We start from the raw sequence: 18959 nt of genomic DNA on the forward strand, positions 1-18959 counted from the left end.
GGAGGCGCTGATGAACCCGACCTATTCCGGATGGCTGCTGGCCGCGATGCTGGCGGCGTCCTCCCCGACGCTACAGGCCGCCGACGTCACCATTACCGTTAACGGCAAAGTGGTGGCCAAACCCTGTACGGTTTCCACCGTTAACGCCACCGTCGATCTCGGCGATCTCTATACCTTTAGCCTGGTGTCCGCCGGCTCTTCGTCGCCCTGGCATAGCGTGGCGCTCAATCTGAGCAACTGCCCGGTCGGCACATCGCGGGTCACCGCCAGCTTCAGCGGCACGGCGGATGCCACCGGCTATTACAAAAACCAGGGTACCGCCGGCAATATCCAGCTTGAGCTCCAGGATGCGGGCGGCACCACGCTGAATACCGGCGCGAGAAAAGAGGTACAGGTGGATGACGCCACCCAGACCGCCAGCTTCCCGCTCCAGGTCAGAGCGCTAACGGTCAACGGCGGCGCTACCCAGGGAACGATCCAGGCGGTGATTAACGTCACCTATACCTACGCCTGAGCCAGGAGAAAAGAGGAATGAAAAAAATAGTCACCCTGTTGTTAACGCTGCTGCTGGCGGGCTGGTCGCTCAACGCCTGGTCGTTCGCCTGTAAAACCGCCGCCGGGGTGACAATCCCCATCGGCGGCGGCTCGGCGAACGTTTACGTGAACCTCGCGCCGGCGGTCAGCGTCGGGCAGAACCTGGTGGTGGATCTCTCGACGCAAATTTTTTGCCATAACGATTTCCCGGAAACCATGATCGACTACGTGACGCTGCAGCGCGGTTCAGCCTACGGCGGCTTACTGTCGAGCTTTTCCGGCACCGTCAGGTATAACGGCGTCAGCTATCCGTTCCCGACCACCAGCGAAACGGCGCGTATGACCTACAATTCCATTGTTGATCGCCCCTGGCCCACCGTCCTCTATCTGACGCCCATCAGCAGCGCGGGCGGCGTCGCGATTTCCGCCGGTTCATTAATCGCGGTCCTGATCCTGCGCCAGACCAACAACAAGGATAATGACGACTTCCAGTTCGTATGGAACATTTACGCCAACAACAGCGTCGTGGTGCCAACCGGCGGCTGCGACGTTTCCGCTCGCGATGTGACGGTGACGCTGCCGGAATATCCCGCGTCCGCCGCCATTCCGCTGACGGTTTACTGCGCGCAAAACCAGAATCTGGGCTACTACCTCTCCGGTACCACGGAGAACGCGGCCAATTCGATATTTACCAATACCGCCTCGGCCTCCCCCGCCCGGGGGGTGGGCGTTCAGCTAACCCGTAACGGCAGCGTCGTTCCCGCCAACACCACGGTGTCGTTAGGCAACGTCGGAACCTCGGCGGTCAGCCTCGGATTAACCGCCAACTACGCGCGCACCAGCGGCCAGGTGACCGCGGGTAACGTGCAGTCAATTATCGGAGTGACCTTTGTTTACGAATAACCCCCTGCCCCCTGCCGGCAGGCGGCAGGTCGACTGCATCCTGTCGCCCTGTTCGCTGGCCGCCGAGGGGCTGGTGCGGATAATAGAGGAAGGGGGAACCCGGCCCGTCGTGCTGCCGTCAGAGTCGCCGGCCCTACCGGCTGGCGTTCGCCGCGTGGTGGTCTTTCTCCCAGAAGCTCCCGCCCGGCTTCTCGCCACCCTGAAGCGGGCCGCCGCGCTGCTGGCTCGGTCCGCCACGCCGCTTCCCATGCTGTTTCTCAGCCGCAGCCCGGCGAGCTGGCTGTGGTCCACCCTGCTGCATCAGGTCGCCGACCGTCGCCTGCTTTCAGCCGTGCGGGCCGCCGCATCCGATCTGCCGGTCCCCAGCCTGGCGGCGCTGCTGCGCGACGCCATACTCGACGGCTATCCTTCCCTTGAACAGCTGGCAGAGGAAGAGATGCGAGCTTTCGGCAAGCGCCCCGCCGGGCTCACCAGGCCGGAGCTGGACGCCATCCTCGGTTTACTCTGCGGCTACAGCGCCAGCGCTCAGGCGAAACGCCGCGGCATCAGCCACAAAACGCTCTACAATCAAAGAACCGCAGGATTAAAAAAAATGGTGGAACACCATCCTGAAATGGCCCCCGGTTTTCCCGGCAGCCAGATACGAGAACAGAAAAGCGAGCCCATCGCCGCCCTTTCCGCTTTCGAGCGCGAACTCGTCCATGCGATCCACACCCGACATATCTTCCCGGTTTTCCAGCCCATTGCCGATGAACGCCGGCAATTAAAGGGGATGGAGATCCTCTCCCGCTGGAACCGAAACGGCAGCGTGCTGCTTGCCGATGAGTTTTTACCGCAAATAGGCTCGGAATATGCCTGGCTGGTGCTCACCGCTTTTGTGCTTCAGGAGGCGGTACAGAATATCAACCGGCATTCTGGCGAATGCTATTTCGCCGTGAATATTCCCGCCGCCGTCGCCAGTAATGATAACCTGCTTCGCATGATGGAAACCGCGCGCCAGCAGCTGCGTCAGCCGCAGCGGTCGCAGAGGCTGGTGCTCGAGTTCGCTGAAAACAGCGACCTCAACCGCCACGGCAAAACAGCCGACAATATCGCCCGCCTGCAAAAGCGCGGCTTTCGTATCATGCTCGATGGCTGCTTCTCGCAAAGCAGCGTGATGTTTCCGGTACGTACGGTGAGATTCAACGCCTACAAGCTGGATATGAGCATCGTCAATGATATGCAGCGCGATCCGCACGCGCTCGCCCTGATTAAAAGCCTCATCCACTACTGCCAGTTGACCGACAGCCGCTGTCTGGCGGAAGGCGTGGACAGCCGGGATAAATTTAACAAACTCAAAGCGCTGGGCGTCGACTCTTTTCAGGGGGACGCCATCGCTGCGCCGGTAGGCAGGGAAAACGTGGCGGAGATGATGGCGGAGCTCTCAGGCGAAGCGGAGCCGCAGTCCGGCGTCGCAGTGTAGTCAGCGCCCGACGGGAGACATCGGGCGTTGACAGCGCATTAGCGCAGTTCCGGCCAGTAGCCGCGGTTGGCCACAATCAGTTCATCAAGGATCGCTTTTGCCACCGAAGCGCTCGGTACGGTTTTGGACAGGGTCATCGCCTGCCACAGCTTCTGATAGCTTCCTTCAACCCAGGCATCCACCACCAGTTTTTCAACCGCCACCTGCTGCTCCATCATCCCCTTTTGAAACAGCGGGATCTTACCCATCGCCAGCGGCTCGGGGCCATTAACGCCCACCAGGCAAGGCACTTCGACCATCGCGGTATCGTCAAAATTCGCGATAGCGCCGTTGTTTTCCACAATCAGCAGCATTCTCTCCTGAGTGTTAAAGGCGATGGCGCAGGCGAGGTCGACGATAAAGGTCGCATGCGCCCCGGCATGGAAATGCGCCGCTTTGCCGCTCTGCCGGGCGACGATTTCTCTGGCCATATCAAACACCTCCTTCTCTCTCCCCGCCATCACCTCGTTGGCGCGAGTAAAGTCGGGGTCCGAATGGGCCACCTCATAATCGGCATAAAAATAGTATTTCAGATAGGTATTGGGCAAGGTGTCGGTATCCAGCGCAAAGACGTCCTTCACCTTTTTGAAGGTCTCAATCCAGCTCGGCGCTTTATGCTGAAAATCCTCTTTCGGACTGCAATAGCCCAGTTCGGCAACGTGGTTTTTTAAGGCCGGCATGAGATCGTTACCGGCCTTGTCGGTAATGCTGGTCCACCAGCCAAAATGGTTCAGGCCGAAATAACGCACGTTCATCTCTTTACGCGATTTAAGTCCGAGAATATCGGCAAATAACCCTTCGATGGCCACCGGCATATCGCAAATATTAATAATTTTGGCCGTTGGGCGTAGCCGACGCGTGGCCTCGGCCACGATAGCCGCCGGATTGGAATAGTTAAGCATCCACGCGCCGGGTGAATACGTTTCCATATAATCAACCAGTTCAAGGACGCCGGCGATAGAGCGCATACCATAAGCGATACCGCCCGGTCCGCAGGTTTCCTGGCCAATCACGCCATGCTTAAGCGGGATTTTCTCGTCTTTTTCGCGCATCTCATAAAGGCCTACGCGAATATGGGCCATCACAAAATCGACGCCGGTAAAGGCTTCCTGCGGATCGGTGGTGAAGCTAAATGCGACTTGCGGATAGCGTTCAGCCACCAGAATCGCACAGGCTTCACCGATAACGCTTTGCCGATCGCGATGATTATCATAGAGACGAATTTCGCTCAGCGGAAACCTGTCCATATTTTCCAGCAGCATCATCACAATTCCCGGCGTGTAGGTACTGCCGCCGCCTGCAATAGTCACAACAAATTTATTTTTCATCTTCCACCTCATTATTCATGCACATCTAAATAGCGATTCACAGCGTTACGGATTTTATTAACCCCTAAACCATAAATAACCTGAACGTGATGACCTTTAATAATGACGCTGGTACCGCCGCTGGTCTTCAGAATATGTTCCTGAATCAATGCAGGGTCCCGCACGTCAACCCGAAGTCGCGTAAAACAATTATCGACAGAACAGACATTTTCTTTGCCGCCAAGGCCGAGGATGACCTGCTCCCCTGACGCCGCGTCAGGCGAACCTGCGCTTGGCGGTTGATTAACCACGGCGACCTCTTGTTCCTGGCCGGGCGTTCGCATTTTGAAATGGATAATCATAAACTTACCGACATAATACATTGCCGCTGTTTCCATTAGCCCCAGCGCGACAAACACGGGCCAGCGCGTGAGATGCGTTCCCGCCGGAATGTTGTAAACAATAAAGTCGATAATGCCGTTGGTGGCGCAGACCCGTACATCAAACAGCCACGCCAGCATCTGGAAAAACCCGTCTAACAGCGAATAAACCAGCCACAGCAGCGGTGCGGTAAAGATAAATAAAAACTCAAAAGGTTCGGTTATGCCCACCAGGAACGAGGTCACAATCAAAGGAATCAGCGTGATTTTTAACTTTTGCTTATTTTCGGGCCGGGCGGTTTTATAAAAGGCCAGCGCCATTCCGGCGGTACCGAATATTTTCACCATCCCGTAGGTGAGAAATCGCGCCGAATCGCTTAACGCGGCCCCGGTGTTATTGGCGATTTCCGCGAGGAAAATGGGTTTTGCCCCCACTACCGTCTGTCCATCAATCAACAGCTGTCCGCCAATGGAGGTAAACACAAACGGCGACCAAATCAGGTGGTGTAATCCGGTCGGAATAAGAAAACGATTGAGAAAACCATACAGAAAAACGCCCGCGGCCCCGAAGGTTTTCATCACCCCGGTCAGCGCCGAAATGCCGTGTTCCACGATCGGCCAGACATACACCGTGGCGATGGCAAATACGCCGACCAGCGGGATCATGATAATCAGGACCAGCTTGCTATTGCCATAAATAGAGAATGCGCCGCGAAACTCAATTTCGACAAACCGGTTATGAATAAAAGCGACCGCGCAGCCAAGAATGATGCCAAGAAATACGCCCATATCAATGACCTGGAAACCAAAAATATAGGTTTGTCCGCTGCCGTAAAGCTGCGCGTTACTGGCGCCGGCGGCGAGGCGCTGGGTCAAGGTTAGCCAACTATTATTCGCCGCCAGGTACATAAACCAGGTCATTGCGGCAACAAAAGCCGCTTCCGCTTTGCGGGTTTTAGCCAGCCCCCCCGCCAGCCCGAGGCAAAAGAAGAAGCCAAGGTTGTTCATCACTGCCCACAGCATGCTGGAAACGTATTTCCCCAGCAGATAAAGCGAGCTGTCTTCCGCTAGCCAAATTTTATTGGTTGTCATACTGAGCAACGCAATCAACAGACCAATCACCGGCAAATACAACACAGGCCCAATCATGGCCTTCGAAAAATCCTGTAATTTTTTTACCCCGATCATTCTCACCCCCGTACTGCTTATCGACCGTCAGCGCTCGAAACATGCGATTCAGCCTATGCGTCGACCGAAATAAATCAGAGGAGTTAAATCGTCATCTGTGATGAAAGTCATATATCTCTTGAAGTAATAGATATATATATAAAATCAAATAAATAGATGACAGCTAAGACACGAAAACCTATAAAAATAAATATAATTTTAAAATCAATCAGATAGAAAAAAAATTCAATAAACAGCGCCGCCAGGAGACATCTATAAGTGATATACAAATTAATCGCCGACAGGCTAAAAAATCGCATCAATAGCGATGAGTTTGAGGTCGGAGATGCGCTCCCGAGTGAAAAAGCGCTGGCCGGGGAGCTGGAGGTCTCAGTGATGACCATCCGTAAGGCGCTCACGCTGCTGGAGAGTGAGAAACTGATCGTCAAGCGTCACGGCAGCGGTTCATACGTGGCGCGCAAGAGCAATTATCACGGTGGGGAGCTTGACGGGTTCAACTACCAGATGCACATCGGCGGCGTCACCAACTATCATAACAAGGTCATTGAGTTCACGATGATCGATGCGCCTCTGGCGATCGCACAACAGTTGAAAATTGAGCCGGGTGAAAAGGTCTATTACGTCAGACGCATCCGGATGATTGACGACTCGCCTATTCTGATTGAAAACAGCTATATACCGGTGGCGATTTTTCCCTGGTTAAGCGTCGGAAATCTGGAAAGATCGAAATTTAACTATTTCAAGAAAGAGTGCAATATCACCATTCTGGAGAGCCACCGCAGCTATACCCCGGTTCTCGCCACCCGCGAACAGGCAGAGCTCTTGCAGGTTCCACAAAACAGCCTTTTGCTACGGGTGCAGTCAATCAGCTATGCGCATAACAATACCATTGTCGATTTATCCGATATTTACCAAAATACCAACAAATACAATGTCAAACACATCACTCGCCGCTAAAAACCGCTGGCTACCGTTGACGCGAATGGCGCTGGTCAACGCGGGGCGACCAGCGTCAGCTGACGGTTTGCCTTCGGCACACGACTACCAGCCGCAGACGTTAGTCTCTTCGTCGGACTCGTAGCCGCGGACAATATTAATCAGGTCTTTTACCGCGTCGGCCGCCGTCTGCGGATCCTGTAGCCCGGCCAGGGTCGCAAATTCACTATCGACCGACACGCCGTTATTATTATTGGTCACCGTTAATATAAATCCTTTTCCTCCGGCGTTATCCGTCGACAGCGTAGAAATAAGTTCAGACACGGCCTGGGCGGCGATATCAGGTACATAAAGAGCCATCGGCTTAAGATAGACTTTTTCTTTTTTCTCTTTATTGTTGCCGTAGATAACCGCTAACGCATAGCCTTTATTTTCACTGTTCATCATAATGCCTATCCCTCGATCAGAATTTTAGGGTCAACGTAAAAATCGACATTAAAAACGGTATCCTCCGTTAACGCCTCGATGCGATGCCATTTCTCAGGGGGAAAAACGCCAAATTCGCCTTCGGCAATGGTCAGGGTTTCCAGCGGATCCGCACTGGTCTCATTAGCATATCCAAAATAGCGGATCGCTCCGCGCATGACCGACAGACGCGGATAGACGCCCTGGCGGGTACCGGCATCCAGGTGCCGCTTCCAGATTGAGGCCGGCGCCGTCTGTTTGGTCCACAGCGGCGTGCTCCGGGTATGCACATAGTGGGTAGGAATAATGATTCGCTGCATGATTTTGCCTCTCTTAACGCGCCGCATATACGGTCGAAACCAGGAAAATATGTTGCATATGATATACCCCTTTCAATCGCTAAGGGTATTATTTTTTAACGACACGAATCTCTACCCCTATTTATACCTATTAGGGATTACAGCGATTTAAAATAAATAAGGGCAATGTTCAGCTAAATTAACATTGCCCTTATTAAGAGATGAACTACCTGTTTTCGGGTGAATTAAGCGGCCCCGGCTTACCGATTAAATAGCCCTGTACCAGGTCACAGCCTAATTTGCGTAACGACTGCAGCTGCTCTTCTGTTTCGACCCCTTCAGCCACGATACGCATATGCAGGCTTTTGCCCATGCTGATAATCAGCCTGACGATATCGAGGTCATCTTTCTGGTCAGGAATATTAATGACAAAAGAGCGGTCGATTTTTATCTTATCAAAGGGGAAGTAGCTTAAACGCGATAACGAAGAGTAGCCGGTACCAAAATCATCAATGGAGATCTGCACCCCGAGCTCGCGCAGCTGGCTGAGGATCTCTAAAGAACGGGTATTTTCGTTAAAGACGTCAGATTCGGTGATCTCCAGATCCAGACGATGCGGGTCAAGCCCGGTGCTTCTCAATATGGCCACCACGGTATCGGTCAGCGAGCTATTAATCAGCTGAATGGGCGACACGTTAACCGACACTTTTAGCGGCGACGACCAGCTGGCGGCCGCTTCGCAGGCGGTTCTCAACACCCACTCGCCCAGCTGATTAATCAGGCCAATCTTCTCCGCGACCGGGATAAATTCGGTCGGCGGAACGCTGCCGCGCAGCGGATGGAACCAGCGCACCAGCGCTTCGTAGCCGTAGATTTCACCGTTCAGGGTGTCAGCTATCGGCTGATAGTAAACCCTGAACTCACCTTTGTTCAGCGCCTGCATGAGATCATCTTCGAAGGATTTGTTTTCCTGCTGGCGCTGAAGCAACCCAGGGCGGTATACCTGGACTTTACCGGACCCCGCTTTTTTCGCTTCATACAGCGCCAGATCGGCGCATTTATATAAATAGTCGGTGCGGCTTTCGCCGTCAGAGATAACAATCCCGATACAGGCGCCAATCTGGATCAGCGTATCGTAAATCTGATACGGCTGACTGATCTTTTCCCGGATCGCCTCCGCCCGCTCCAGCGCCATTTCCTCGTTGAGATCGTGCGAAACCAGGGCAAACTCGTCCCCTCCCAGCCGGTACAGCGTTTCTGACGTTTTGCGAAAAAAGGAGAGACGGCTGGCCAAATCCTGCAGCAGCTTATCCCCGGCATCGTGCCCCTGGGTATCGTTGACGTCCTTGAAATTATCCAGGTCAAACAGCATGACGACCGCCGAGCCGTTATAAGGCCGCACCTGATTAACGACCTCCTGCAGACGTTGCCAGAAAGAGAGCCGGTTGGGCATACCCGTCAGCGAATCATGATAGGCATCGTACTGCAGCCGACGGTTCTGCACCTGAAGCTTCTCTTTTGAAGCCTGCAGATCGGTTGCCAGTAATTTCATCCGCACGTGGGCGCGACGCAGGGTGTTATTCTGCTTCAGCATCAACAGCCCAAGAGTGATACACAGAATAATCAGCAGAATAGAAATAGCCGAATAGATGTAATACAGGTTCTGTATTTTATCGTGGGTCAGATTAACAAGATTAAAATCCTGGGCGAGTGAAGTAGACGCAAGCGAGGTCAACGGCCCGTCGAGAGTGCTCATCTCCTGCAGCATCAGCTTCAGCTGCGCTGTCGACATGGTATCCAGCTGCTTATCCAGCCGGCCCAGAAGACCAATCAGGCTGTCAACTATCGCCTTACGGTGAGGATCTTTGCCGATAAACTTTCCCAAATCACCCTGCTGCAGCAGCGCGATCTGGCTCATCATAATTTCCAGGCGCAGGCGTACCTCATCGTGGTCGCTTCCCTTCACCTCCAGCCCCATCGCGCTTAGCCGCGCCTCGAGGCGCATGTACTCGGAGACTATCTGGGAAACGGACCACGAATCGGTATAACGCGTTAATTTTTGCAGCTCACTTTGCCGCTCATGCACCAGATAAGTAATGTAACCGGTCACAAGGAAGAGCAACAAAATAATGGCAGTGAGTATTCGATTCAAGATCAAACCCTTACTCAATTATAATCTTCGAAACCTGCCATGCCGAACGGGAATAATAAATCTGATTCTGCAATTCCGGGCTACTGTCGTAGGGATAAACAATAAATAAAGGCCCTTTATCGCGAATGCGCATATATTCGCCGTTCATTTTTAAAGCCAAAATTACCGGAAATTTATGAAAATCATCGATGGGTACGATGGTGGTGTAATCGTTTAGCGCCAGCACCCGCGCCGACTTACCTTTGGCACCGACTAAATCCATGAGTTTACTGAGGGAAATGCCGTCAAAGCGCACCTTTCCCGAGTACCACGGCGTGGTTGTGATCACCGTTTGCATCCCCAGCTTTTCTAATGCCGCGACATCAAAAACGGCGGTATCACCCTCATTCGTATTACTAATCAGGCCGGAAATAGTTAAAACGGGTTGGCCCACCGGCGCTGGCAGTTTTTCTGCAAAAGCGGAAGGGGAAACCATAACACAAAATAAAGCTGCAAAAATTAAACGCATTTAACTCACCCTTCCGAAATTGGAGACTTGTTAATTGTAAACCATTTAAGTCATTTCTTAAAAGGTGTCCCCATTGAGTTCAAAAATTAAAATTAAAAACAATAAGCGGACTCCGAAGCTCACATTCTGAACGCGTCGCAAAGACGTCCCGCGCCCGGTTAAGCAAACCCTTTATGCCTTTAAACGCCCAGAGCAGGTAAAAATCTTTTCTCTTAACCATCCGCGCGGTAGTCTCAAGGCTGGCGCGGATCCGAAAAGCGTCTCATTCCAATAATTAAAAACTCAGCAACAGACAGGACAGGTATGGACTCAACGTTAATTTCTCAACGCCCCGGCAAGGAGGCATGCTCACTCAACCGCGCCCGCAGAGCGGCCTGGGGCAGCTTCGCCGGGGCCGTGGTCGACTGGTACGACTTTCTTCTTTATGGCATCACCGCCGCGCTGGTATTTAACCGGGAGTTTTTCCCGCAAATCAGCCCGGCAATGGGCACCCTCGCCGCATTTGCCACCTTCGGCGTCGGCTTCCTCTTCCGCCCTCTCGGCGGCATTATCTTTGGCCATTTCGGCGATCGCCTCGGCCGTAAACGCATGCTGATGCTGACGGTGTGGATGATGGGGATTGCCACCGCCTGTATCGGTCTGCTTCCCTCCTTCAGCCAGATTGGCTGGTGGGCGCCGGTTCTGCTGGTCCTCCTGCGCGCCGTCCAGGGTTTTGCGGTGGGCGGTGAATGGGGCGGCGCGGCGCTGCTGGCGGTAGAGAGCGCGCCGAAAAATAAGAAAGCGTTTTATAGCAGCGGCGTACAGGTGGGCTACGGCGTCGGACTGCTGCTCTCTACCGGGCTGGTATCGCTGATAAGCGCCAGCACCACCGATGAACAGTTCCTCAGCTGGGGCTGGCGCCTGCCGTTCCTGTTTAGCGTCGTGCTGGTGCTGGCGGCGCTCTGGATCCGCAACGGCATGGCGGAATCCGCCGAATTTGAACAGCAGCAGCGCGAACAGCAGGGGCAGCCAAAGAAAAAGCGTCTGCCGGTCGTGGAAGCGCTATTCCGCCATCCGGGCGCATTCTTAATGATTATCGGTCTGCGTCTGTGCGAACTGCTGACCATGTATATCGTCACCGCTTTTGCGCTCAACTATTCGACGCAAAACCTCGGTCTGCCGCGCGAGCTGTTCCTGAATATTGGCCTGCTCGTCGGCGCCATCAGTTGCCTGACCATCCCCTGCTTCGCCTGGCTGGCGGACCGCTTCGGTCGACGCCGCGTCTATATCACCGGCGCGCTGATCGGTACCCTCAGCGGCTTCCCGTTCTTTATGGCGCTCGAAAGCCAGTCTTACTTCTGGATCCTGTTTTTCGCGCTCATGCTGGCGAATATTGCGCACGACATGGTGGTTTGCGTACAGCAGCCGATGTTTACCGAAATGTTCGGTGCCAGCTATCGCTACAGCGGGGCCGGGGTGGGATATCAGGTCGCCAGCGTCGTCGGCGGCGGTTTTACGCCGTTTATCGCCGCCGCCCTGGTCACCTTATCCGGCGGCGCCTGGCATAGCGTCGCTATCTACTTGACCGCGGGCTGCCTGCTCTCCGCCCTCACGGCGATGCTGATGAAACCCAGCCGCCATGACGAAGAACCTCAGTAAGGAGAAATGATGACTCAGGATCCCTGCTGGCCGCTGCGCTTTAACCACCAGCAGCTGCCGGTTCGCTACTGCGCCGACCCAACGCTGGCCGAGCAACCGCTGTTTGACCGGGCTCGCGACGGGGAAGCGGTGGCTCAGCTCTGGCAGGCCCCGCAGGGGTTTGTGGTGCCGGGAAGCTATCGGAAATTTGCTGAACTCCCGGCGACGAGCGAGCAGTTCGCCAGCCGGGGATGGCCGGTCTGGCTGCGCCGCTCCGGCGGCGGGCTGGTGCCGCAGGGGCCGGGAATTGTCAATCTCAGCCTGGCCTGGCCGGTTTATCACTCGCTGGGCGAAGCCGCAGAGCCGATTTATCTTTCCCTCTGCGCGCTGCTGCAGCGCACGCTGGCGACTTTCGGCGTGGCCAGCCACTTCCAGGCGGTCAACGGTTCTTTTTGCGATGGTCGCTATAATCTGGCCTGCGGCGAGGGCGAGAATGCGCGAAAAATAGCCGGCACGGCCCAGTACTGGCGACCGATGGCGGAAGGTCAAGGCCATGTGGTTCTCGCGCACGCGGTGGTGTTGCTGGATGCCGACCTGGCAGCGGCTCACCGGGCAGCCAATGATTTTGAAACCCGGCTCGGCAGTGGGCGGGTTTACCGCGCCGATAAAACCGTGACCCTGGCGGAGCTGATTTCAGACGGGGCCGATTTGCTGCCGCGCTTTCGCGAGGCGCTGGCGCAGCAGCTCGATAATATCAGCTGAAGGTCGCCTTCAGATAGCGGCTAAAGGCCTCTACCGCCCGCGATACGCGTGGCGTGTAGGGGCGAATGACGTAGAGACTTTCCGCAAACACATCCACCGGCCGCCATCCCGGCAGCAGCTCCTGTACCAGCCCGCGGCCAATCGCCTCCCTGGCGCTAAAATCCGGCAGTAAGGCAACGCCCAGCCCTGCCAGCACCGCGTCGCGCAGGGATTCGCTGTTATTGGTGGCAAACGGCCCCTGCACCTTAACGCTCACCCGCTCGTCGTTGCGCTCAAAGGTCCAGTGCGGGCTTTGCGGCCCGCGCGGGTAGGTCAGGCATTGATGCTGACGCAACGCGTCAGGCGAATCGGGACGGCCAAAGCGGCGAATATAGTCCGCCGAGGCGACCACCAGGGTAGCCGTACGGCACAGCGGCCAGGCCACGTGGGTCTCCGGCAGCAGCTCGCGACGACAGTGGCGAATGGCGAGATCGAACCCCTCGCTGGCGAGCGACACCAGCCGGTCGGTCACCTCCAGCTGGAGATGAAGCTGCGGATGCTGATGCAGAAAAGGGGTAATGGCCGGGACTAGCTGTTGGCGTGAGAACGCCACCGGCGCGGTCAGGCGCAGCGTACCGCGCAGCGGGCCGCCTTCCTCATCGCAGGTGCCGGTAAAGATCTCGCGGATCTGCCCAAACGGCTCGTTCAGTTCCGCCACCAGCCGCAGGCCATCTTCGCTTAGGGTCACGCTACGGGTGGTGCGGTGCACCAGGGTTTTCCCGGTGACCCGCTCCAGTTCGCTAATTTTCTGGCTGATGGCGGATTTGCTGACCGCCAGCTTTTCCGCAGCGCGGGTATAGCTTTTTTGCTCCTCCAGCACCGTAAGCCAGTACAAATGGGTCCAGTAAATTTCCGGGCGTATCTCGCGCATATCGATTGTTCACAGAGAAAAACAATGCGTTCAAATATAGCGGTTTTTGCCGTCGTCAGCATTGGTTAGCATCACATTCACAGACCGTTAACCCGACAATAAGGATCATCTGCTATGCCATTACTGACGTTTGATATCATTGAAGGACGCAGCGAAAGCGAGATCAAAACCCTGCTGGATGCGGCACATCGCGCCGTCGTGCAGGCGTTCAAGGTGCCAGAGCGCGACCGCTACCAGATTGTTCATGAAAACAAAGCCTACCATATGATCGTTGAAGACACCGGGCTAGGGCTGACGCGCAGCCGGGAGGTGGTGGTGGTGAGGGTATATACCAGCCCGCGCAGCGAAGAGCAGAAGCAGCTTTTTTATGCCATCCTGCAAGCTGAGCTCCAGGAGCACTGCGGGCTGAGCGGCGAGGATCTCATGATCTCGGTGATCGGCAACCACAAGGGGGACTGGAGTTTCGCTCACGGCGTAGCGCAGTATATTACTGGCGACCTTTAGCCCTGCCGACGATGCGACTGGCGCACGATGGGCTCCCCAGTGCGCCACGTCGCCGTCGGCCCTTCAGCAGCATCAATGAGCCGATTCAACGCCTCTTCCACCAGCCGCTCGCGTCGCTGATCGTAGGTCGTTAGCTGCCATTCCGGCGCCGCCGCCTCATCGATATTATCGAAACCGACAATACCCATCGTTAAATCGCGCTCGCGCAGCGCCTGAAGCGCGCCTATCGCCAGAATATCGTTTTCACAAAACAGGGCATCTACTCTTTCGCCTGCGGGCGTCGCGTCCAGATAGTCATTCATCGCCGCATATCCCCGGGTACGTAAATACTGGCCGGCAACCAGCAGAGTATCAAGCCGGCAGCCTGCCTGCTCCAGCGCCGCTTCGTATCCTTCCATCCTCATTAAATGGTGGGAAGCGGTATCCGGACCCTTCATATAGCCAAAAGTGCGATGCCCCTGCGCCAGTAGCAGTTCAGCAAGCTGCTTTCCGGCAAGCCGACCATCGATATTGACCACCTGGATTTCCGGATGATCGGTATTACGGCCAATCTGCACCAGCGGAACGCGATGAATTTCAGTGGCAATCGCGATAAGTTCCGGTGTCAGCACCGTGGCCATAAACAAGATACCGTCAACCTGGAGCTGGTAAGCCAGCGCCATCGCTGTGCGGGTATTTTCTTCATCGGTGACGTTAATCACCAGCGCCATGTAGCCACGATTCTGCAGCTGGCGAGTCACTTCGTTAAGCAGCAGCACCATGTTGGGATTGCGTAACTCGTCGACCGCCACGCCAATAATATGCGTTTGCTTTTGCGTCAGGCTACGCGCCAGTAAATTTGGTCGATATCCCAGAATATTAGCGGCTTTCATCACCTCTTCCCGGGTTTTGGGCTGGATGGAGGCCCCGGGGGTAAATGCCCGGGAAACCGTCCATTTGGAGACGCCAGCCAGTAACGCAACGTCGCTGGCGGTCGCTTTTTGTCGTTTTGGGGCGCTCATACTCGGTTTTAACGTTCCTGATAAAAAACATCCAATAGAACGTAAAATACAGCAAGATAGAATCCGCTCAACAAAAAACGCGCCGCGTTCTCCCGCCCCCCGGAGGGAAAACGCGGCCCGTTGTCACTGACTTAATGTGGCGTTGAGGGCATCAATCGACGTCCGTAGCCCTGCTTCAACGCTCATCGTCAGGTCCTCCATCTCCAGCGACACATAACCGTTATATCCGGTCATGCGCAGCACCGAGAAGAACTCTTTCCACCACTTCAAATCCTGTCCACAGCCAACCGCCACGTAGTTCCAGGTGCGGGTTTTGGTCTGCGTGACCGGCTGGTATTCCAGTAAGCCGTCGACATCCGCCAGCCCGCGTTCAATACGCGCGTCTTTACCGTGGACGTGATAAATCACCCCTTCAAGCTTACGGGCTGCGGCAATCGGGTCTGCCCCCATGGCGATCAGATGCGACGGATCGAGATTCATGCCGATTATGTCGCCAACCGCATCGCGCAGGCGCAGCAGCGTGCTCGGGTTGTAAACCAGCTGGCTGGGGAATTCCTCGAGAGCAATCTGTTCGATGCCGTGTTCAGCCGCATGGCGGGTAAAAGCCTGCCACCAGGGAATAGCAACCTCGTTCCACTGGTAATCGATCACGCCTGGCATATAGTCCGGCCAGGAAACCGTCGAGGTGATCCAGTTAGGGATTTTATCGTCCGGCCCGCCGCCCGGCAGGCCGCTCATCATGACAATCTTTTTCACCCCCAGCTTTGCCGCCAGCTCGACGGTACGATAGCTGCTGGCGGTATGCTTCTCGCCCAGCGCGCCGGGGGCCAGCGGGTTACCCGAACAGTTCAGCGCAACGATCTCCATTCCGCGCTTTTCCAGTTCTCCGCGAAACGCCGCCAGCGCTGCCGAAGAAGCCAGCAGTTCTTCAGTTTTAACATGTGGACAGGGCGACCAACCGCCTGCGGTCATCTCCACGCCCGTAATGCCGTACTGCTTGACGCGATCGAGCATTTCCGGGAACGCCAGGCCGGCGAGAACATCGGTACAGAGTGCCAGTTTCATATTCTATCCTTCTTAAATGAGTGTCCTTCGAGGATCTGCATAAACGCGTCTTTGCTGTCGGCGCTGGCCAGCAGCGTGGTTTTCACTTCGTCATCAAGCAGGTCTGCCAGATCCGCTATAACATCAATGTGTTCATTATTTTTTGCCGCCACGGCGACCACAAGGAAAGCCACTTTCCCCTCCCCCCAGCCCACGCCATCCGGGAACTGAAACAGCTGGAAACCGGTTTGCCGCACCAGGTCGATCCCCTCTTTGCTACAGTGGGGCATCGCCACTCCCGCCCCGAGCCAGGTAGAGAGCGCCTTTTCGCGATCCACCATCGATTCAAAAAAACCCTCGCTGACGTAGCCGCTGGCCTGCAGGGAATCCGCGGCAATACGCAGCGCCTTTTTCTTTGAATTCGCCCGACAGCCAATAAAAATATCTTCTGGTTTCAGCGTTAACATGCGCCTCTCCCTTCGTTAATGGGTCAGCGGTAGAGCGCCGGACACTCCGGCAGAGAGACCGCGTGCTTTTCGCCATCCTTCAGCGATGCCAGGCCAGCATCGCATACCATCGCCACGACAAATCCGTCCCACGATGATGGCCCGCTCATCTCCGCCCCCAGGTTTACCCGGTCAACGAAATTCTGCACCTCGCGATCGTAGGCGGTGGCGAAACGTTCCATACAGGTTTTGGGGATAGCACGGCTATAACCCTGTGCCGAACGGACGGTGGTGAGAGCCTGTTCGGTCAATGCGCTAATGGCATTTTCGCCAATCACTTCACAGCGAATGTCGTAACCATAATCGCAGTTAACAAACAGCTCATCATCAATACGTACGCCGGATTCGGTTTCAAAAATCACAATCAACGGATCCTGCAGATGCGCGCAGGCTCTGCGCGTTTTCTTCTGTGGTTTATCGACGCGTACCGAAACGATATTTTCGTTAAGCAGATAGCGGATAATATCGATCTCGTGGGTCGCCGAATCGTTAATCGCCATCTCCAGGGTGTAGCTTTCTGGCACGGAGGCGTTGCGATGTGCGCAATGGATGAGCAATATTTCCCCCAGTTCACCGCTATCCAGAGTCGCTTTAAGCTGGTTGTACCCTGGGTCGAAACGGCGCATAAAACCCAGCTGCAGCATACGTTTGCCGTAGGCCACTTCAGCATCAATAATCGCTTTGGCTTCATCCGCGGTTGGGGTCAGCGGCTTTTCGCAAAACACCGGTTTACCTGCCTTGATGGCGGCCAGAATTTGTTCTTTATGGACCGGACCAATAGAGCAAATAAAGATCGCATCCACGTCGTCCGATTGAATCATTTCGACCGCATCGTAATAGGGTTGAGCGCCATATTCGCGGGCAATAGTGTCGGTAACATTACGATTGATATCGCAGACGGCGCTGACCCTGGCGTTCTGAATCACCGTCTGAAAACGCTGGAGATGATCGCGCCCAATCATACCTAAACCAATTAAACCGATATTAACTGTCATATATTCCTCCATGTCGCTAAATCAGAATCTGAATTTTTGTTCAATTTGTTCAAGGGTTAAGCCACGGGTTTCCGGCAGGAACTTCACCAGCAGAATCAGCATTATGACGTTGGTTACCGCGAAGAAACCGAAGGTCATTCCGCCGCCGTAGCTGTTGAGTAAAATCGGGAAAATAGACTGAATGATGAAGTCAAATATCCATAAACCGAATACCGCAAAACCCATACCCAGACCGCGCATCCGCAGCGGGTAAATTTCCGCGAGCATCAGCCAGAACACCGGTGCGATCCAACCCTGCATAAAGGTCAGAAACATCAGCATCAGGGCAAGGATGATGTAGCTGGCGCCGGTAAAGTTGGCGTGCAAGCCACTGACGCCATCAACGGTTTCCATATGGAAGAAGAGCTTGAACGAGAGACCAATCAACACCAGGCTAAGGGTGACGCCGATCTGTCCGGTAAAGAACATTTTCCGTCGGGAATGCCTGCCAATTAACAGCATCCCTAGTAGCGTGGCCAGAATAGACACGACGCCATTAGCCACGGCACCGGTCACCGCCGCCGCATCGCCAAGTCCGGTGGCTTTCAGCACCGTCGGCGCGTAGTACATAATGGTATTCACGCCGGTTACGCGCGTTGCCAGCACAATCATCAGCCCGATCAAAATCAGCTGCAGCACCCATTTTTTCTTCAGCTCGTCAACAAATCGGCCATGGTTGATGCCAATCTGACTCACCTGCTGGATATCGCGGATCTCCTGCTCCACCTCTTCAGGCCGACGAATCGTTTTCAGCACCGCAACCGCTTTGTCTATTTGCCCCTTACGCACGAAGAAGCGCGGAGACTCCGGCATTACCAGCATTCCAATCCACAGCAGCGCGCCGGGCAGCGCCGGAATAGCCAGCATCAGCCGCCAGTTGTGCGACATGTCGGGATAGAAATTGACGATGGAAGCGTTGACGGAGTAAGCGAGAAACTGCCCGGTGACGATCATCAGTTCGTTGACCGTCACCAGCCGTTCACGCTGCGCGGGCCGCGCCAGCTCTGAAATATAAATCGGCACCGTCACTGACGCACAACCAACCGCCAGGCCGAGGATAAAGCGGGCGATTATCATCGACGACATATCCCACGCGACGGCGGTACCGAGGGCGCCAAAGATAAAAATCACCGCTACCCACAGAATATTTTTCCGCCGCCCCTGGCGGTCGGACAGCCAGCCGCCGCCAACGGAGCCGATTGCCGCGCCGAATAATAAAAACGATGTCACCAGCCCTTCCTGCAGAGGAGTGAGGCCAAGATCGTTCTTCATGAATATCAGCGCGCCGGAAATAACCCCGGTGTCATAGCCAAAGCACAGCCCACCGATGGTTGAGACGAGGGTTATTAATCTGATTTTCTTATCATTATCTGTTTTACGACTTTCAGTTATCACATGATCGGTCATT

Annotated in this window: 19 protein-coding genes; 7 read left to right on the forward strand and 12 right to left on the reverse strand. The window is 55.1% G+C overall.

Annotated features, from left to right (window positions below; genetic code table 11):
- The first annotated feature begins 10 nt into the window (after positions 1–10).
- The 3 genes from CMQ96_RS02320 to CMQ96_RS02330 are packed head-to-tail and all read left to right on the forward strand — an operon-like array spanning position 11 to position 2899.
- Positions 11–514 (forward strand): fimbrial protein, encoded by a 504-nt coding sequence (locus CMQ96_RS02320; RefSeq protein WP_004138850.1) that lies wholly within the window; start codon positions 11–13, stop codon positions 512–514.
- A 17-nt stretch (positions 515–531) separates the two neighbouring features.
- Positions 532–1437, forward strand: a complete 906-nt coding sequence (locus CMQ96_RS02325) for a fimbrial protein (RefSeq protein ID WP_049089513.1) — start codon at positions 532–534, stop codon at positions 1435–1437.
- Positions 1424–2899: an EAL domain-containing protein gene (locus CMQ96_RS02330; RefSeq protein ID WP_176518971.1), complete on the forward strand. Its 1476-nt coding sequence runs from the start codon at positions 1424–1426 to the stop codon at positions 2897–2899. Before CMQ96_RS02325 ends, CMQ96_RS02330 begins: the two co-directional genes overlap by 14 nt.
- 38 nt (positions 2900–2937) lie before the next feature.
- Here the strand turns inward: CMQ96_RS02330 and CMQ96_RS02335 are convergent, their stop codons facing one another.
- Positions 2938–4266 (reverse strand): 6-phospho-alpha-glucosidase, encoded by a 1329-nt coding sequence (locus tag CMQ96_RS02335; RefSeq protein ID WP_049089510.1) that lies wholly within the window; start codon positions 4264–4266, stop codon positions 2938–2940.
- Between the two features lie 11 nt (positions 4267–4277).
- A complete protein-coding gene (locus CMQ96_RS02340; protein ID WP_098065786.1) occupies positions 4278–5813 on the reverse strand; it encodes a PTS transporter subunit EIIC in 1536 nt (511 codons plus the stop codon).
- A 258-nt stretch (positions 5814–6071) separates the two neighbouring features.
- Between CMQ96_RS02340 and CMQ96_RS02345 the strand changes: the two genes are divergently transcribed.
- Positions 6072–6770, forward strand: coding sequence for a GntR family transcriptional regulator (locus tag CMQ96_RS02345; protein WP_004138839.1), 699 nt, complete (start codon positions 6072–6074; stop codon positions 6768–6770).
- 84 nt (positions 6771–6854) lie between these two features.
- On the opposite strand, the gene CMQ96_RS02350 is transcribed toward CMQ96_RS02345, so the two are convergent.
- The 4 genes from CMQ96_RS02350 to CMQ96_RS02365 form a co-directional block, all read right to left on the reverse strand.
- A complete protein-coding gene (locus tag CMQ96_RS02350; RefSeq protein WP_098065814.1) occupies positions 6855–7193 on the reverse strand; it encodes a DUF1869 domain-containing protein in 339 nt (112 codons plus the stop codon).
- An 8-nt stretch (positions 7194–7201) separates the two neighbouring features.
- A complete protein-coding gene (locus CMQ96_RS02355) occupies positions 7202–7534 on the reverse strand; it encodes a DUF1971 domain-containing protein (protein WP_004138835.1) in 333 nt (110 codons plus the stop codon).
- Between the two features lie 205 nt (positions 7535–7739).
- Positions 7740–9665: a bifunctional diguanylate cyclase/phosphodiesterase gene (locus CMQ96_RS02360; RefSeq protein ID WP_024359991.1), complete on the reverse strand. Its 1926-nt coding sequence runs from the start codon at positions 9663–9665 to the stop codon at positions 7740–7742.
- Between the two features lie 10 nt (positions 9666–9675).
- Positions 9676–10173, reverse strand: coding sequence for a molybdopterin-dependent oxidoreductase (locus tag CMQ96_RS02365; RefSeq protein WP_004138833.1), 498 nt, complete (start codon positions 10171–10173; stop codon positions 9676–9678).
- 303 nt (positions 10174–10476) lie between these two features.
- Here CMQ96_RS02365 and shiA point away from each other — a divergent pair, with 303 nt between their 5' ends.
- Together shiA and CMQ96_RS02375 are read left to right on the forward strand one after the other, a co-directional pair.
- On the forward strand, positions 10477–11811 hold the full coding sequence (shiA, locus tag CMQ96_RS02370; RefSeq protein ID WP_049087411.1) for a shikimate transporter: 1335 nt from the start codon (positions 10477–10479) through the stop codon (positions 11809–11811).
- Positions 11812–11820: 9 nt separating this feature from the next.
- Complete coding sequence (locus CMQ96_RS02375) at positions 11821–12552, forward strand: lipoate--protein ligase A (RefSeq protein WP_049099669.1); 732 nt, start codon at positions 11821–11823, stop codon at positions 12550–12552.
- Here CMQ96_RS02375 and CMQ96_RS02380 read toward each other — a convergent pair.
- Positions 12545–13462, reverse strand: a complete 918-nt coding sequence (locus CMQ96_RS02380) for a LysR family transcriptional regulator (protein WP_004138824.1) — start codon at positions 13460–13462, stop codon at positions 12545–12547. The genes CMQ96_RS02375 and CMQ96_RS02380 overlap by 8 nt on opposite strands.
- A gap of 114 nt (positions 13463–13576) precedes the next feature.
- On the opposite strand from CMQ96_RS02380, the gene CMQ96_RS02385 reads away from it, so the two are divergent.
- Positions 13577–13966 (forward strand): tautomerase family protein, encoded by a 390-nt coding sequence (locus CMQ96_RS02385; RefSeq protein ID WP_064342926.1) that lies wholly within the window; start codon positions 13577–13579, stop codon positions 13964–13966.
- On the opposite strand, the gene CMQ96_RS02390 is transcribed toward CMQ96_RS02385, so the two are convergent.
- The 5 genes from CMQ96_RS02390 to CMQ96_RS02410 form a co-directional block, all read right to left on the reverse strand.
- Positions 13963–14967 carry a LacI family DNA-binding transcriptional regulator gene (locus tag CMQ96_RS02390; protein WP_064342927.1) on the reverse strand — a complete coding sequence of 335 codons (1005 nt, stop codon included), beginning with the start codon at positions 14965–14967 and terminating at the stop codon, positions 13963–13965. The genes CMQ96_RS02385 and CMQ96_RS02390 overlap by 4 nt on opposite strands.
- 123 nt (positions 14968–15090) lie before the next feature.
- The gene (locus tag CMQ96_RS02395) at positions 15091–16032 is read right to left on the reverse strand and encodes a sugar phosphate isomerase/epimerase (RefSeq protein ID WP_016809176.1); all 942 of its coding nucleotides are present in this window, start codon (positions 16030–16032) and stop codon (positions 15091–15093) included.
- On the reverse strand, positions 16029–16478 hold the full coding sequence (locus CMQ96_RS02400) for a PTS sugar transporter subunit IIA (RefSeq protein ID WP_004103610.1): 450 nt from the start codon (positions 16476–16478) through the stop codon (positions 16029–16031). The genes CMQ96_RS02395 and CMQ96_RS02400 overlap by 4 nt, the downstream gene beginning before the upstream one ends.
- 23 nt (positions 16479–16501) lie before the next feature.
- A complete protein-coding gene (locus CMQ96_RS02405) occupies positions 16502–17512 on the reverse strand; it encodes a Gfo/Idh/MocA family protein (RefSeq protein WP_004113905.1) in 1011 nt (336 codons plus the stop codon).
- A 21-nt stretch (positions 17513–17533) separates the two neighbouring features.
- Positions 17534–18958 carry a sugar porter family MFS transporter gene (locus CMQ96_RS02410; protein ID WP_016809178.1) on the reverse strand — a complete coding sequence of 475 codons (1425 nt, stop codon included), beginning with the start codon at positions 18956–18958 and terminating at the stop codon, positions 17534–17536.
- Between the last annotated feature and the right edge of the window lies 1 nt (position 18959).

It is taken from the genome of Klebsiella sp. MBT K-1 (assembly GCF_002556465.1).
Lineage (GTDB): Bacteria > Pseudomonadota > Gammaproteobacteria > Enterobacterales > Enterobacteriaceae > Klebsiella > Klebsiella grimontii.